Raw genomic sequence first — 13529 nt, forward strand, 5'->3', positions numbered from 1 at the left:
TGTCGGAGGGGTTTTGCCTTTCGGCTGACCCGAACTTTATCAGAAGCATTTCGATCGAATGATTCGACCGGATCTTCCGGACAAATGATCGGGGTGGGCTTCGCGGGAACGAGATTCCGGAGCGAAGCAGATGTGAGACTACCTGTTGCGGACGAACCAGTCCAGTTCGTGGCAACCGTTAGAATCTACCTCCCGCGCTCCCCCGTGTCAACGGGGTGCTTGGGCCCCGGCGAGATTAGCAGGTCAGCGGCTTGATCCGCACCTCAGGCCGCCGTCGGGAGGCGGGCCTCGCGGTCGTCGGCGGCGACATCACCCGTCTCACCGGCGCGTACGGCGCGGCTGCCCAGAACGTGGACGTACAGAAGGAACGCCAGCTCGGTGGCAATGCCGATGCCGACACGGGCCCAGGTGGGCAGGCCGGACGGGGTGACGAAGCCTTCGAGGACGCCGGACACGAGGAGCACCGCAGCAAGTCCGATGGCGACGCCGAGGGCGGAGCGTCCCTCTTCCGCCAGGGCTGTGCGGCGGGTGCGCGGGCCGGGGTCGACCAAGGTCCAGCCCAGGCGGAGTCCGATGCCGGCCGCGATGAAGACCGCGGTCAGTTCGAGGAGGCCGTGCGGGAGGATCAGTCCGAGGAACGTGTCGAGACGGCCGGCCGAGGACATCAGGCCGATGCCGATTCCCAGGTTGAGCATGTTCTGGAAGAGGACCCAGAGGACCGGGATGCCGGCGAAGGCGCCCAGGACCAGGCAGAGGGCGACGGCCTGGGCGTTGTTCGTCCACACCTGGGCGGCGAAGGACGCGGCGGGGTGGCTGGAGTAGTACGTCTCGTACTCGCCACCGGGGCGCGTCATGGCGCGGAGGTCCTCGGGGGCGCCGATCGTCGCCCGTACCTCCGGATGTGCGGCGATCCACCAGCCGAGGAGCGCGGCGACCACGGTGGAGAGGATCGCGGTCGGTATCCACCAGTGGCGCAGGCGGTGGACCGCGGCGGGGAACGTCGTGGTGAAGAAGCGGGCGGCGTCGCGCCAGGACGCCTTGCGGGCGCCGGTGACCGTGGCGCGGGCGCGGGCCACGAGTGTGGTGAGACGCGCGATCAGCGTGGGATCGGGGGCGCTGGAGCGGAGGAGGGAGAGGTGTGTGGTGGTGCGCTGGTAGAGGGTGACGAGTTCGTCGGCCTCGGCCCCGGTGAGGCGGCGCTTGCGGCGGAGCAGGGCTTCGAGCCGGTCCCATTCGGCGCGATGGGCCGTGACGAAGACATCGAGGTCCATACGGTGTCGCTCCTCGTAGCGCCAGGGATGGGGACCCGGTCAGCTTGGCAGACTGGGCGTGGCCGTCAGGGGGCGGGCGGTGCTTGAGGCAGCGGCGGAGCACCGGTGGGACTCGAGGGAGAAGTGGCCAGGCGTGAGTGAACTTGTGACGGGCGAGGCCGTGGTGCTGGGCCTGCGACCCGCGAGGGTGGCGAGCCGGGCGCTCGCGGTGTTCGTCGACCTGGCGGTCTACTGGGGCGTCTACATCGCGGTGTCACTGCTCGTGCTGAGCGGGACCTCCTCGCTGGACGACGCGGCGCGGGCCGCCGTGAGCGTGTCGTTGTTCGTCCTGGTGCAGATCGGTATCCCGATCGTCGTGGAGACGCTGAGCCACGGGCGGTCGCTGGGGAAGCTGATGTGCGGGTTGCGGGTGCTGCGGGAGGACGGCGGGCCCGTCCGGTTCCGGCACGCGTTGGTCCGGGGCGCCATGGGGGCGATCGAGATCGTGCTGACCATGGGGGTCGTGGCATGTCTCGCGTCGCTGGTATCGGAGCGGGGACGGCGGTTGGGGGATGTTTTCGCCGGGACGCTGGTCGTACGCGAGCGGATCCCGGTGGCACGGCAACGGGGGGCGGCGTTTACGCCGCCGCCTCCGTGGCTGGCCGCGGAGCTGGGGGCGCTGGACCTGTCCCGGGTGCCGGACGGCTGGTGGCTGGCGCTGCGGCAGTACCTGTCGCGTACGGGGCAGCTGGATCCGCGGATCGCCGGAGGGATGGCGGAGCGGCTGGCGGGCGATCTGCGGGGCTTCACCGGGGTGCCGGTGCCGCGGGGCACGCATCCGGTGGCGTATCTGGCCGCAGTGGCGGCCGAGCGGCAGGCGAGGGAGGCGCAGCGGGTGTTCGGGGCGCCTGCGGGGGTGCCTGGTGGAGTGCCCGGTGTGGCGCCTGTTGAGGTTGGGCGGTACGGGGCCGGCCCCAGGGCCGGGGCATCGGCTCCGTACGTTCCGGGGGACGACCAGGGGCTGGGGCAGGGCGTTGCGGGTGGTGGATCTGCGCCGGATGTGGTTCCCGGGGGCGGGAGCGGGGCGGGGACGCGGGGGTGGAGTGCGCCGGGTGGTGGCGCTGGGGCCTCGGGTGTGCCGGGCGGGGGCGGAAGCCTTGGCGCGGGCGTCAGTGGTGGGACGGGTTCCGGCGTCGGCGCTGGTTCCGGCGATGGCCCGGGTTCCGGCGCGCGGGACGTCGGCGGGGTCGGGGGCAGCGCCGCTGGTGGAACGGGGCGTACGGGGTTCGCTCCGCCTGCGTAGGTCCGCGGGCGAAGGCGGAGCGGCCGGGTCAGGCACGGCCGTCGCGCGGCGGCAGTCGCCCTCCCACGCGGCGGTCGCCCTCGCGCGCGGCGGTCGCCCTCCCGCGCAGAGGGCGTCAGGGGAAGGCCGACGGCGGGGAGTCGAGGGATTCGAGCTCGATGCCGGGGGCCGCGAGGACGACGTCGCCGGCGATGTGGACGGTGTGCTGCTCGCCGGTCTCCAGGTCGTTGACCTGGTATTCGTCGGCGATGAGGGGGGCGTTGTCAGTGGCGTGTGCTGTGCTTCTCACCAAGGCCCAGGACTGGTCGAGCGTGCGGGGCGCGAGGACGGGGGGTGTGAAGGCCACGAGGCGGGCGCGGACGGCTCCGGCGCCGGCCGCGGGGCGCAGCAGACGGGCGGTGGCGACGAGGAAGGCGGGGGACGCGCCGGTGAAGGAGTGGGCGCGGACGTTTCCTTCGGTGGCGTGGGTGCCGGTGGGGTCGGTACGTACCCAGGTGACGCCGTCGAGGGCGGCGCCGCGGACCTGCCACTGGGCGGCGTGGAGTTCGAGACGGAGGGGGCGGCCGAGGGCGTCGAGGGTCAGGTCGACGGAGCCGGCGTGATCCCCGGCGGGGGTGATCACCTGGGAGACGTAGCGCCAGCCGGAGGGGCCGGTGGCGCAGTGGAAGTGCTCTTCACCGAGGGGGGTGTGGTCGTGCGGGTCGTGCAGGGAGTAGTGGCCGCGGGGCATGGGGTTCCTTGGGGCGGGTCCGGTCGGCGCGGGTCCGCGGTGGTGGCTCGGGTGCGGGCGGGGCCGTTACGGGCCAGGCCCTCGCCGCGGAGGGCGAGGGCCTGGCTTCACCGGGTGCTGAGGCTGGTCGTCAGCGTCTCAGTAGCGGTAGTGGTCGGGCTTGTACGGGCCCTCGACCTCGACGCCGATGTAGGCGGCCTGCTCCGGGCGCAGCGTCGTGAGCTTGACGCCGAGCGAGTCCAGGTGGAGGCGGGCGACCTTCTCGTCCAGGTGCTTGGGCAGGACGTAGACGTCGGTCGGGTACTGCTCCGGCTTGGTGAACAGCTCGATCTGGGCCAGGGTCTGGTCCGCGAAGGAGTTGGACATGACGAACGACGGGTGACCGGTGGCGTTGCCGAGGTTGAGGAGGCGGCCCTCGGAGAGGACGATCAGGACCTTGCCGTCCGGGTGCGTCCAGGTGTGGACCTGGGGCTTGACCTCGTCCTTGACGATGCCCTCGATCTTGGCGAGGCCGGCCATGTCGATCTCGTTGTCGAAGTGGCCGATGTTGCCGACGATCGCCTGGTGCTTCATCCGCGCCATGTCGGAGGCAAGGATGATGTCCTTGTTGCCGGTGGTGGTGATGAAGATGTCGGCGGTCTCGACGACCTCGTCCAGGGTGGTGACCTGGTAGCCGTCCATCGCGGCCTGGAGGGCGCAGATCGGGTCGATCTCGGTGATGATGACGCGGGCGCCCTGGCCACGGAGCGACTCCGCGCAGCCCTTGCCGACATCGCCGTAGCCGCAGACCACGGCGGTCTTGCCGCCGATGAGGACATCGGTGGCGCGGTTGATGCCGTCGACGAGGGAGTGGCGGCAGCCGTACTTGTTGTCGAACTTCGACTTGGTGACGGCGTCGTTGACGTTGATCGCCGGGAAGAGGAGGGTGCCGTCGCGCTGCATCTCGTACAGGCGGTGGACGCCGGTGGTGGTCTCCTCGGTCACGCCGCGGATCTCGGAGGAAAGGCGGGTCCACTTCTGCGGGTTCTCGGCCAGCGTGCGGTTGAGGAGTTCGAGGATGGCGCGGTGCTCCTCGTTCTCGGCGGTGTCGACGGACGGGGCTTTGCCGGCCTTCTCGTACTCGACGCCCTTGTGGACCAGGAGAGTGGCGTCACCGCCGTCGTCCAGGATCATGTTGGGGCCGCCGGTGGGCGAGTCGGGCCAGGTCAGCGCCTGCTCCGTGCACCACCAGTACTCTTCGAGGCTCTCGCCCTTCCAGGCGAAGACCGGGACGCCCTTGGGGTCGTCCGGGGTGCCGTCGGGGCCGACGGCGATGGCCGCGGCGGCGTGGTCCTGGGTGGAGAAGATGTTGCACGACGCCCAGCGGACCTTGGCGCCCAGGGCGACCAGGGTCTCGATCAGGACGGCGGTCTGCACGGTCATGTGCAGCGATCCGGTGACCCGGGCGCCGGCCAGCGGCTGGGCGGCGGCGTACTCCTTGCGGATCGCCATCAGGCCGGGCATCTCGTGCTCGGCGAGGGTGATCTCCTTGCGGCCGAAGGCGGCGAGGGACAGGTCGGCGACCTTGAAGTCCTGACCGGTGGCTGCAGTCGTCATAGGTGCGGCTCCTCGAACGGCGAGGTGGTGGGCGGGCTGGCAGTCTGCGGCGCGGGCAGGAAGGAGCGTACGCGGGAGCGGACACACCTCTCCCCTGGCCGCAGCGCAGTCCGTCGGAGGCCCTCTCTCCCTCGGCCGGTCCGTCGTGCGGGCCGCCCGACCGCCATCAGCAGCGACGTCTGGCACTGCCCCGAATCTACACCGAGGGCCGCGGTGGCCCCAGCCCGGCTCGGCTGGTTCTGTGCGCTGAGGGGCGGGAGGGGCGGTCCGTGCGGGGGCCGGGAGCGACGGGTCGTGCCCGGACGCGGTCCGCCGCTTTGCCGGGGTCGGGCCGTGTTGCAGGATGCGAGCAGCGCGGGAACCTCTGCACGATCTCCCGCCCGTTCGTAAGGAGAGCCACGTGACCACGAGTCAAACCGTTCCCTCGGGGGGCGCGGAAAAGACCGGGCAGGGGCTGAAACTGCTCGCCGTGACCGCCTGTCCCACAGGCATCGCCCACACCTACATGGCCGCGGAGAAGCTGGCTCAGGCCGCGGACGCGCTCGGGCACACGATCAAGGTGGAGACACAGGGCTCGATCGGGGCCGAGAACGTTCTGTCCGACAACGATGTCAGCCAGGCCGACGGCGTCATCGTCGCCGCCGACAAGGACGTCGACCTCGACCGGTTCCTCGGCAAGCGGGTGCTGTCGGTCGGTGTCGCCGAGGGCATCCACCATCCCGAGCAGCTGATCGAGCGGGTGCGGAACGCTCCGGTGCACACCGGACAGGGCGCGCCCGCGGCGGCGGAGTCCGGTGAGCCGGGTGGTGGCAAGGAACGCAGCCTGGCGTACAAGGCGCTGATGAACGGCGTCAGCTACATGATCCCGTTCGTCGTGGTCGGTGGGCTGCTGATCGCGGTCTCGCTGGCGCTGGGCGGCCATGCCAACCCCGAGGGCGGGCTGGTGATCCCCGACGGGTCGTTCTGGAAGCACGTCAACGACATCGGCGTCATCGGCTTCACCCTGATGGTGCCGATCCTCTCCGGCTACATCGCCTACGCGATCGGGGACCGGCCGGCGCTGGTGCCCGGCATGATCGGCGGTTGGATAGCCAACACCGGAGCGCTGTACGACTCCAAGGCGGGCGCGGGCTTCATCGGCGCGATCGTGACGGGTTTCCTGGCCGGGTACCTGGTCGTCGGGATCAAGAAGGCCAAGGTCCCCAAGGCCGTACAGCCGATCATGCCGATCATCGTGATCCCCATCGTGGCGACGACGGTGCTCGGGCTGTTCTTCATCTACGTCATCGGCCGGCCGATCTCGTGGCTGTTCGAGCATCTGACGAGCTGGCTCGGCGGGATGACGGGGTCGAGCGCGATCGTGCTGGGCGCGCTCCTCGGGCTGATGATCGCGTTCGACATGGGCGGGCCGGTCAACAAGACGGCGTTCCTGTTCGGGGCGGGTCTCATCGCGTCCGGCAACCAGACGGTGATGGGCATGTGCGCGGCCGCGATCCCGGTGATGCCGCTGGGGCAGGGGCTGGCGACGCTGGTCCGCAAGCACCTCTACACCGACCGGGAGCGGGAGACCGGGATGGCGTCCCTGTTCATGGGACTCTTCGGGATCTCCGAGGGGGCGATCCCGTTCGCGGCGGCGCGGCCCGCGCAGGTCATCCCGGCGAACATGCTGGGTGGCGCGGTGGCCGGTGCCCTCGCCGGCATGGCGGGGGTGCGGGACGCGGTGCCGCACGGTGGTCCGATCGTGGCGGTGCTCGGCGCGGTGGGCGGCGTACCGATGTTCTTCGTCGCGGTGGTCGCCGGGTCGGTGGTCACGGCGCTCACAACGGTGGCACTGGTGGACCTCGGCGAGCGCCGGAAGGCCCGTGCGGCCGGAGGTGCGCAGGTGGCGGCCGCGGGTGCCGGGGTGGTGCCGGTCGCGGCGGCAGTGACGGCCGGGAACGGGGCCGGCGTGGCCGGGAGCAGCGCGACCACGGCCGGGGCGGCGACGGTCGTCGATAACGGGGCGGGCGCGTCGACAGAGGCCCGTGCGGCCGGAGCGTCGGCGGGGGCTCGTACGGCAGAGGCGCCGGAATGGGAAGCCCCGACGGCAGAGGCACCGGATGCCGAAGCCCGGACGGCAGAGAGCACGCCGGCGGAAGCCCGTCCCGCGAAGGCGGCGGAACCGGCAGCGCAGGCCCCCGCAGCACCAGAGGCCCCGTCCGCGGCGGCACCGACACCGACACCGACAGCCCCGGCCCCGGCCCCGGAAGCCGACGCCAAGAGCCCAACCCCCACCACCCCCGAAAGCAACACCACCCCCAGGAGCACCACCCCCCAAGCCACTCCCACCACCCCCACCACCGTCCTCTCCGGCTACCTCACCCACCGGACCGTCAAAACACAGCTGGTTTCCGGGGACAAGGAGGCCGCGATCCGGGAGATGGCCGAGTTGGTGGCCGCGTCGGGACGGGTGACGGATGTGGACGAGCTGGTGCGGGTGGCGTTGGCGCGGGAGGCGCAGGGCACCACCGGGCTCGGTGAGGAGATCGCGATCCCGCATGCGAAGACGGACGCGGTGGCGGAGCCGGTCGTGGGCTTCGCGCGGTCGGCGGAGGGTGTCGACTGGGCGTCGTGGGACGGTACGCGCGCCCGGCTGGTCTTCCTGATCGCGGTGCCGGAGGCGGCCGCCGGGGACGAGCATCTGCGGATTCTGGCGTTGCTCTCGCGGAAGCTGATGGACGCGGACTTCCGCGCCCGGTTGCAGGAGGCGCCCGATGAGGCGGCGGTCCTGCGGGTGCTCGGCGAGATCGGCTGACCGGCACCCGTGAACGGCCGCGGGCCCCGTACCCACCCAGGGTGCGGGGCCCGCGGCCGTTCGGTCAGCGGTCGTCGCCGTCCGCGGCGGTGGTGCGGTAGATGTCGGGTTCCAGGTAGATGACCCGGGCGATCGGTACGGCCTCGCGGATGCGGGCCTCGGCCGCGTCGATGGCGGTGGCGACCTCGCGGGCGGTGTCGTCGTGCTGCACCGCGATCTTGGCGGCGACGAGCAGTTCCTCCGGGCCGAGGTGGAGGGTGCGCATGTGGATGACGCGGGTGACGGTGTCACCGTCGACGATGGCGGCGCGGATCTGGGCGACCTGGTCGGCGCCCGCCGCCTCGCCCAGCAGCAGTGACTTGGTCTCGGCGGCGAGGACCAGCGCGATCAGGACGAGCAGGGAGCCGATGCCCATGGTGGCGACGCCGTCCCAGACACCGTCGCCGGTGGCGAGGGTGAGGCCGACGCCGCACAGGGCCAGGACCAGGCCGATCAGCGCACCGAAGTCCTCCAGGAGGACGACGGGCAGCTCGGGGGCCTTGGCCCGGCGGACGAACTGGACCCAGCTCTGCTTGCCGCGCAGTTCGTTGGACTCCTTGACGGCCGTCCGGAAGGAGAAGCCCTCGGCGATGACCGCGAAGACCAGGACGCCCACCGGCCAGTACCAGTTCTCCAGGGGGTGCGGCTCGTGGATCTTCTCGTAGCCCTCGTAGAGCGCGAAGACGCCGCCGACGGTGAACAGGACGATGGAGACGAGGAAGCCGTAGATGTAGCGCTCGCGACCGTAGCCGAAGGGGTGCTCCTCGGTGGCGGCGCGCTTGGCCTTCTTGCCGCCGAGCAGGAGCAGGCCCTGGTTGCCGGAGTCGGCGATCGAGTGCACGCCCTCCGCCAGCATCGAGGAGGAGCCGCTGAAGGCGAACGCCACGAATTTCGCCGCGGCGATCGCCAGGTTGGCGCTCAGCGCCGCGACGATCGCCTTGGTACCGCCTGAAGCACTCATGGGTGCCGCTGTTCCTCTCGTCCGCCGGTTCTACCCGTGCTGTCACCACGCTGTGGGGCGGTCATTGTCGCAGTACGGCCCCGGGAGGCCGCCACAGGGCGGGCTCTCCCGGGGCCGTGCGGGAGACGTCAGGCCACGACCGTGGCGCGGAAGAGGGCGCCGTCGCCCGAGAGCGTGACGCGCTCGTCGGCGGGGACGAAGGCCGACTCCCCCGGGGCGAGCGTCAGCTCGGGGACGGATGCCGCGGGGCCGTCGGCCCGTACGGTGACCGTGCCGGCGGTGCACAGCAGCACCTGCGGGGTTCCGGCGCCGACGGGGTGGGGGGCGGCGCCCGGGGCGAGGACGAAGCGGGAGAGCCGGAACTCGTCGATGGGCGTCTCGTAGACCTCCTCACCGCCGGTGTCCTCGGGGCGCAGCACGCCCGCGTCTCGGGACTCGAAGCGGACGACGCGCAGCAGTTCGGGGACGTCGACGTGCTTGGGGGTCAGCCCGCAGCGCAGCACGTTGTCGGAGTTGGCCATCAGTTCGACGCCCAGGCCGTCGAGGTAGGCGTGCGGGATGCCCGCGCCGAGGAACAGTGCCTCGCCGGGCTGGAGCCGTACGTGGTTGAGGAGCATGGCGGCGAGGACGCCCCGGTCGCCCGGGTAGTGGTGGGCGATACCGGCGTACGCGGCGTACGCGGCGGCGTGCGGGCCGCCCTCGGCGGCGCGCTTCCCGGCCGCGACGGCGGCCTGTTCGACGGTCTCGGCCATGGCGGCGGGGTCGGCGCCGAGGACGGCGGTGAGGACCTCGCGCAGGGCGGCGTCCTCCGGTCCGGCGCGCAGGATGTCCGCGTACGGCTTGAGGGCGTCGACGTCGAGGCCCTCCAGCAGGTCGGCGGTCTCGGCCGGGTGGCGGAAGCCGCACAGGCCCTCGAAGGGGGTGAGGGCGCAGACCAGCTCGGGCTTGTGGTTCGCGTCCTTGTAGTTGCGGTGCGGGGCGTCGAGGGGGACGCCGCGCCGTTCCTCGTCGGCGAAGCCCTCGCGGGCCTGGGTCAGGTCGGGGTGGACCTGGAGGGAGAGGGGGGAGCCCGCGGCGAGGAGCTTGAGGAGGAAGGGCAGCCTGGGGCCGAAGGCGCGTATGGAGGCGGTGCCGAGGGCGGCCTCGGGGTCGGCGTCGATGACGTCGGTGAGCGGTACCGGGCCCTGGCCACGGTCGACGCGGGAGGGGGCGCCGGGGTGGGCGCCCATCCACATCTCGGCCTGGGGTTCGCCGGTCGGCTCGGCGCCGAGCAGTTCCGGGATGGCGGTGGTGGAGCCCCAGGCGTAGGGGCGCACGGTGTTGGCGAGGCGGTCCATGGGGCTGCTGCTTCCTGGTGTGGTGCGGATGGTGCGGGCCGGCGGGAGACGTACGGCTGCGCCCCGGGCCGGCCGGTCGTCGTCGCCGGTCGGCCCGGGGCCCGTCGTCGGTGCCGGTCGGTCGGTGTCGCCGGTCAGTCGGTGTCGGCGAGTGCGAGGTACACGGCGGCGAAGTCCGCGAGGGCGAGGAGTTCGGCGGCGCGCTCCAGGTCGCTGCCGTCCTCCGGTTCCAGGGCGCTGACGGCGGTGCCGTGCTCCTCGGCGAGCTCGTGGGCGGCGCGGGCGGCGGAGAGCGCGCCCGGCGGCCGGTCGCGGAGCAGGATGACCCGGGCGTGCAGGGCGGGGGGCTGTTCGACGCGGTCGCGGAAGAAGTCCTGCGGGTCGGCGCCAGCGGCGAGCTGCCCGGCGAGCAGGGCGCGGTGTGCCGACAGCGCCTCGGGCAGCTCGGCGGCGAGCGCGGGCCGGCCCGAGAGCCCGGCGAGTTCCGTGGCGAAGTGCCGGGCGACGGCGCCGGCGAGGGGGCCCTCGCTCCACAGCAGCGGCAGCGCGTCGGCCACCTCGGCGGCCAGGGTCTTGGCCGGGTTGGTGTACGTGGCGACGGCCGGGCCGCAGCGTTCGGCGACCTGGTCGAGGCGGTCGGCGAGCCGGCCGAGGGTTTCCGCGGGCGCGCTGAGCAGGCCGATCCGGTCGCCGAGCGCGAGGAGCGGGATGAGCAGCGACCAGAGGGTGCCGGGTGCGGCGGGCGGGGCGCCCTCGACGTCGAACTCGGTGTCGTACGGTGTGGTCGCCAGGGGGACGGCGAGGCCGCGGGCCTGGACGACGGCGTCGGCGAGGGGGGAGCCGGCGGGGGTGACGCCGACGACGGAGCAGCCGCGGCGGTACGCCTGCTCGATGAGTTCGGCGAGGCCGGGGTCGGAGCCGTCGGGTCCGGCGAGCAGCAGCAGGTCGAGCGGGCCGCACCAGCCGGGGAGTGTCCAGCGCAGGGCCCCGGGCAGCGGGGCGACGCCGGTGGGCGGGATCAGGGTGACCGGGCAGTTTCCGCCGCCGAGAGCGCCGAACAGGTCGGCGACACAGGAGGCGGCGGGTCCGGGACCGGCGACGAGGACGGCGCGGGGCCGTCCCTCGGGGGCGAGGTCGGGGATGCCGGACTCGGCGGCGCCGCGGGCCGCGGTGCGTACCCGGGCGCCGGATTCGGCGACGCCCCGCAGCAGGCCGTAGCGGTCGGCGCCGGCCAGCGCCTCCGGGGTGTCGAGGAGGGACTCGTCGAGCATGGTGGGCGCGGCCTCCGATCGCCGGCACGGGCGGGGGAACGCCGGGCGGTGCCGGGCCGGGCCCGGCGGTGCCCGGTCAGGCGGGGCGGCGGGCCTCGTCCACGAGGAGTACGGGGATGCCGTCCCGGACGGGGTAGGCGAGGCCGCAGTCCGCGGCGGTGCAGACGAGCTCGGAGTCGGCGGAGGACTCCGGCGCCGGCTTCTCGTCCAGCGGGGCGTGGCACGCCGGGCAGGCGAGGATCTCGATCAAGCTGGCTTCGACCGGCATGGGGTCTGCTCCTTCGGGGTGGATACGGCTCCGCCAGCCTACCGCCGGAGGGGGCCGCAGGGCCTGATCGGAGGGGGTTCGCGCGGGTGGGAGGGGTGACGTGGCGGGCCCGCCGTCACCCGTCCGCCGGGCCGTGCGGGCGGCGGCGCCCTGTGGGGACACCGCCGCCGGGCCCGGTCCGGGGTCAGGCCCGGACGATCGCCAGGACCTCGTCGCGCACCCGGGCGACGGTCGCGGTGTCGCGGGCCTCGACGTTCAGCCGGAGCAGCGGCTCGGTGTTGGAGGCGCGCAGGTTGAACCACCAGTCGTCGGTGGTGGCGGTCAGCCCGTCCAGTTCGTCGATGCGGACGCCGTCGCGGCCCTCGTACGCGGCCTTGATGGCGGCGAGGCGGCCGGCCTGGTCGCCGACGGTGCTGTTGATCTCGCCGGAGGAGGGGTAGCGGTCGTACTGCGCGACCAGCGCGGACAGCGGGCCGTCCTGGCCGCCGAGCGCCGCGAGGACGTGCAGGGCGGCGAGCATGCCGGTGTCGGCGTTCCAGAAGTCGCGGAAGTAGTAGTGGGCGGAGTGCTCGCCGCCGAAGATGGCGCCGGTCGTGGCCATCTCCTCCTTGATGAAGGAGTGGCCGACGCGGGTGCGGACGGCGGTGCCGCCGTTCTCCTTGACGACCTCCGGGACGGACCAGGAGGTGATCAGGTTGTGGATGACCGTGCCGCCGGGGTGCTTGGCCAGCTCGCGGGCGGCGACCAGGGCGGTGATCGCGGACGGGGAGACGGGGTCGCCGTTCTCGTCGACGACGAAGCAGCGGTCGGCGTCGCCGTCGAAGGCCAGGCCCAGGTCGGCGCCGGTCTCGCGGACGCGGGCCTGGAGGTCGGTGATGTTCTTCGGGTCGAGGGGGTTGGCCTCGTGGTTCGGGAAGGAGCCGTCCAACTCGAAGTAGAGCGCGTCGAGTTCGATCGGCAGTCCGGCGAAGACGGTCGGCACGGTGTGGCCGCCCATGCCGTTGCCGGCGTCCACCACGACCTTCAGCGGGCGGATGTCCGACAGGTCGACGAGGGTGCGCAGGTGGTCGGCGTACTCGCCGAGCACATCGCGCCGGGTGACGGTGCCGGTCGTGGCGGCGGGCCGCGGGGCGCCCTCCTCGGACCAGCGCTCGACCAGGGCGCGGATGTCGGCGAGGCCGGTGTCCTGGCCGACGGGGGCGGCGCCCGCGCGGCACATCTTGATGCCGTTGTACTGGGCGGGGTTGTGCGAGGCGGTGAACATCGCGCCGGGGAGCCCCAGTGCGCCGCTGGCGAAGTACAGCTCGTCGGTCGAGCAGAGCCCGATCTCGGTGACGTCGGCGCCACGGGAGGCCGCGCCGCGGGCGAAGGCGGCCGCCAGGCCCGGCGACGAGGGTCGCATGTCGTGCCCGGTGACGATCGCGTCCGCGCCGGTGACCTCGGTGAAGGCCGCGCCGAACAGCTCGGCGAGCGCCTCGTCCCACTGGTCCGGGACCACACCGCGCACGTCGTACGCCTTCACGATCTGCGACAGATCAGCCACAGCCAGCCCTCCTGGAGTCTTTACGGTGTCCCAAACCTACCGGCAAGGGGCGCACCGGGTGCCCGGCGGCCGCGCGGTACGCGCCACACGGCGCCCGCGCAGGCGGAACGCGCCGGCGCGCGGGCCGGGGCCGCGCTTCAAGAAGGACGGGCCCGACTCCTGGGGCCGCCGAGCTGGGCGTTCGCGGGGGCGCTGGGGAGAACGGTGGGACGGTCGGCTCCGGGGAGTGACGTGTCCACCGGGGGCGGCCTGTCCGGAAACCGCGGCACGGGCGGTGCAACTCGCGGGCGGTGACGGGCCGTTCCCTGACGCGTGCGCCCTACGGAGACGTCAACTCCCCGTCGCGCGGGAAGGGCCGGGAGTCACGCCCCGTCAAGAACCCTCGCCCGCTCAGGAGTCGGGGGAGCGCAGGACGCGCAGATGGCCCCGGCGGCCGG

10 protein-coding genes are annotated in these 13529 nt (G+C 72.9%); 2 read left to right on the plus strand and 8 right to left on the minus strand.

What is annotated here, in order from left to right; genetic code table 11:
• Positions 1–263: 263 nt before the first annotated feature.
• Entirely contained in the window at positions 264–1271 is a 1008-nt protein-coding gene (locus tag AC51EU_RS19135) for a stage II sporulation protein M (protein WP_496268212.1), read from the minus strand.
• A 133-nt stretch (positions 1272–1404) separates the two neighbouring features.
• Between AC51EU_RS19135 and AC51EU_RS19140 the strand changes: the two genes are divergently transcribed.
• Complete coding sequence (locus tag AC51EU_RS19140) at positions 1405–2553, plus strand: RDD family protein (protein WP_496268213.1); 1149 nt, start codon at positions 1405–1407, stop codon at positions 2551–2553.
• A 115-nt stretch (positions 2554–2668) separates the two neighbouring features.
• Here AC51EU_RS19140 and AC51EU_RS19145 read toward each other — a convergent pair whose 3' ends face one another.
• Together AC51EU_RS19145 and ahcY are read right to left on the minus strand one after the other, a co-directional pair.
• Positions 2669–3283, minus strand: a complete 615-nt coding sequence (locus AC51EU_RS19145; RefSeq protein ID WP_496268214.1) for a hypothetical protein — start codon at positions 3281–3283, stop codon at positions 2669–2671.
• A 138-nt stretch (positions 3284–3421) separates the two neighbouring features.
• Positions 3422–4879, minus strand: coding sequence for an adenosylhomocysteinase (ahcY, locus tag AC51EU_RS19150; protein WP_496268215.1), 1458 nt, complete (start codon positions 4877–4879; stop codon positions 3422–3424).
• 469 nt (positions 4880–5348) lie between these two features.
• Between ahcY and AC51EU_RS19155 the strand changes: the two genes are divergently transcribed.
• The gene (locus AC51EU_RS19155; RefSeq protein ID WP_496268221.1) at positions 5349–7673 is read left to right on the plus strand and encodes a fructose-specific PTS transporter subunit EIIC; all 2325 of its coding nucleotides are present in this window, start codon (positions 5349–5351) and stop codon (positions 7671–7673) included.
• A 64-nt stretch (positions 7674–7737) separates the two neighbouring features.
• Here AC51EU_RS19155 and AC51EU_RS19160 read toward each other — a convergent pair whose 3' ends face one another.
• From AC51EU_RS19160 to AC51EU_RS19180, 5 genes are all read right to left on the minus strand, one after another.
• Positions 7738–8673 carry a cation diffusion facilitator family transporter gene (locus AC51EU_RS19160; protein WP_496268216.1) on the minus strand — a complete coding sequence of 312 codons (936 nt, stop codon included), beginning with the start codon at positions 8671–8673 and terminating at the stop codon, positions 7738–7740.
• Between the two features lie 128 nt (positions 8674–8801).
• Entirely contained in the window at positions 8802–10010 is a 1209-nt protein-coding gene (gene manA / locus AC51EU_RS19165; RefSeq protein ID WP_496268217.1) for a mannose-6-phosphate isomerase, class I, read from the minus strand.
• 134 nt (positions 10011–10144) lie between these two features.
• A complete protein-coding gene (locus AC51EU_RS19170; RefSeq protein ID WP_496268218.1) occupies positions 10145–11281 on the minus strand; it encodes an SIS domain-containing protein in 1137 nt (378 codons plus the stop codon).
• A gap of 76 nt (positions 11282–11357) precedes the next feature.
• On the minus strand, positions 11358–11549 hold the full coding sequence (locus AC51EU_RS19175) for a Trm112 family protein (RefSeq protein ID WP_496268219.1): 192 nt from the start codon (positions 11547–11549) through the stop codon (positions 11358–11360).
• A 184-nt stretch (positions 11550–11733) separates the two neighbouring features.
• Positions 11734–13092: a phosphomannomutase/phosphoglucomutase gene (locus tag AC51EU_RS19180; protein WP_496268220.1), complete on the minus strand. Its 1359-nt coding sequence runs from the start codon at positions 13090–13092 to the stop codon at positions 11734–11736.
• Positions 13093–13529 lie beyond the last annotated feature (437 nt).

The sequence above is a fragment of the Candidatus Streptomyces philanthi genome, from assembly GCF_059553635.1.

Bases quoted from the DNA above. Each gene is read 5' to 3' on its own strand.
- ahcY (WP_496268215.1), bottom strand. From the start codon at position 4,879: ATGACGACTGCAGCCACCGGTCAGGACTTCAAGGTCGCCGACCTGTCC.
- AC51EU_RS19160 (WP_496268216.1), bottom strand. From the start codon at position 8,673: ATGAGTGCTTCAGGCGGTACCAAGGCGATCGTCGCGGCGCTGAGCGCC.
- AC51EU_RS19170 (WP_496268218.1), bottom strand. From the start codon at position 11,281: ATGCTCGACGAGTCCCTCCTCGACACCCCGGAGGCGCTGGCCGGCGCC.
- AC51EU_RS19145 (WP_496268214.1), bottom strand. From the start codon at position 3,283: ATGCCCCGCGGCCACTACTCCCTGCACGACCCGCACGACCACACCCCC.
- manA (WP_496268217.1), bottom strand. From the start codon at position 10,010: ATGGACCGCCTCGCCAACACCGTGCGCCCCTACGCCTGGGGCTCCACC.
- AC51EU_RS19135 (WP_496268212.1), bottom strand. From the start codon at position 1,271: ATGGACCTCGATGTCTTCGTCACGGCCCATCGCGCCGAATGGGACCGG.
- AC51EU_RS19175 (WP_496268219.1), bottom strand. From the start codon at position 11,549: ATGCCGGTCGAAGCCAGCTTGATCGAGATCCTCGCCTGCCCGGCGTGC.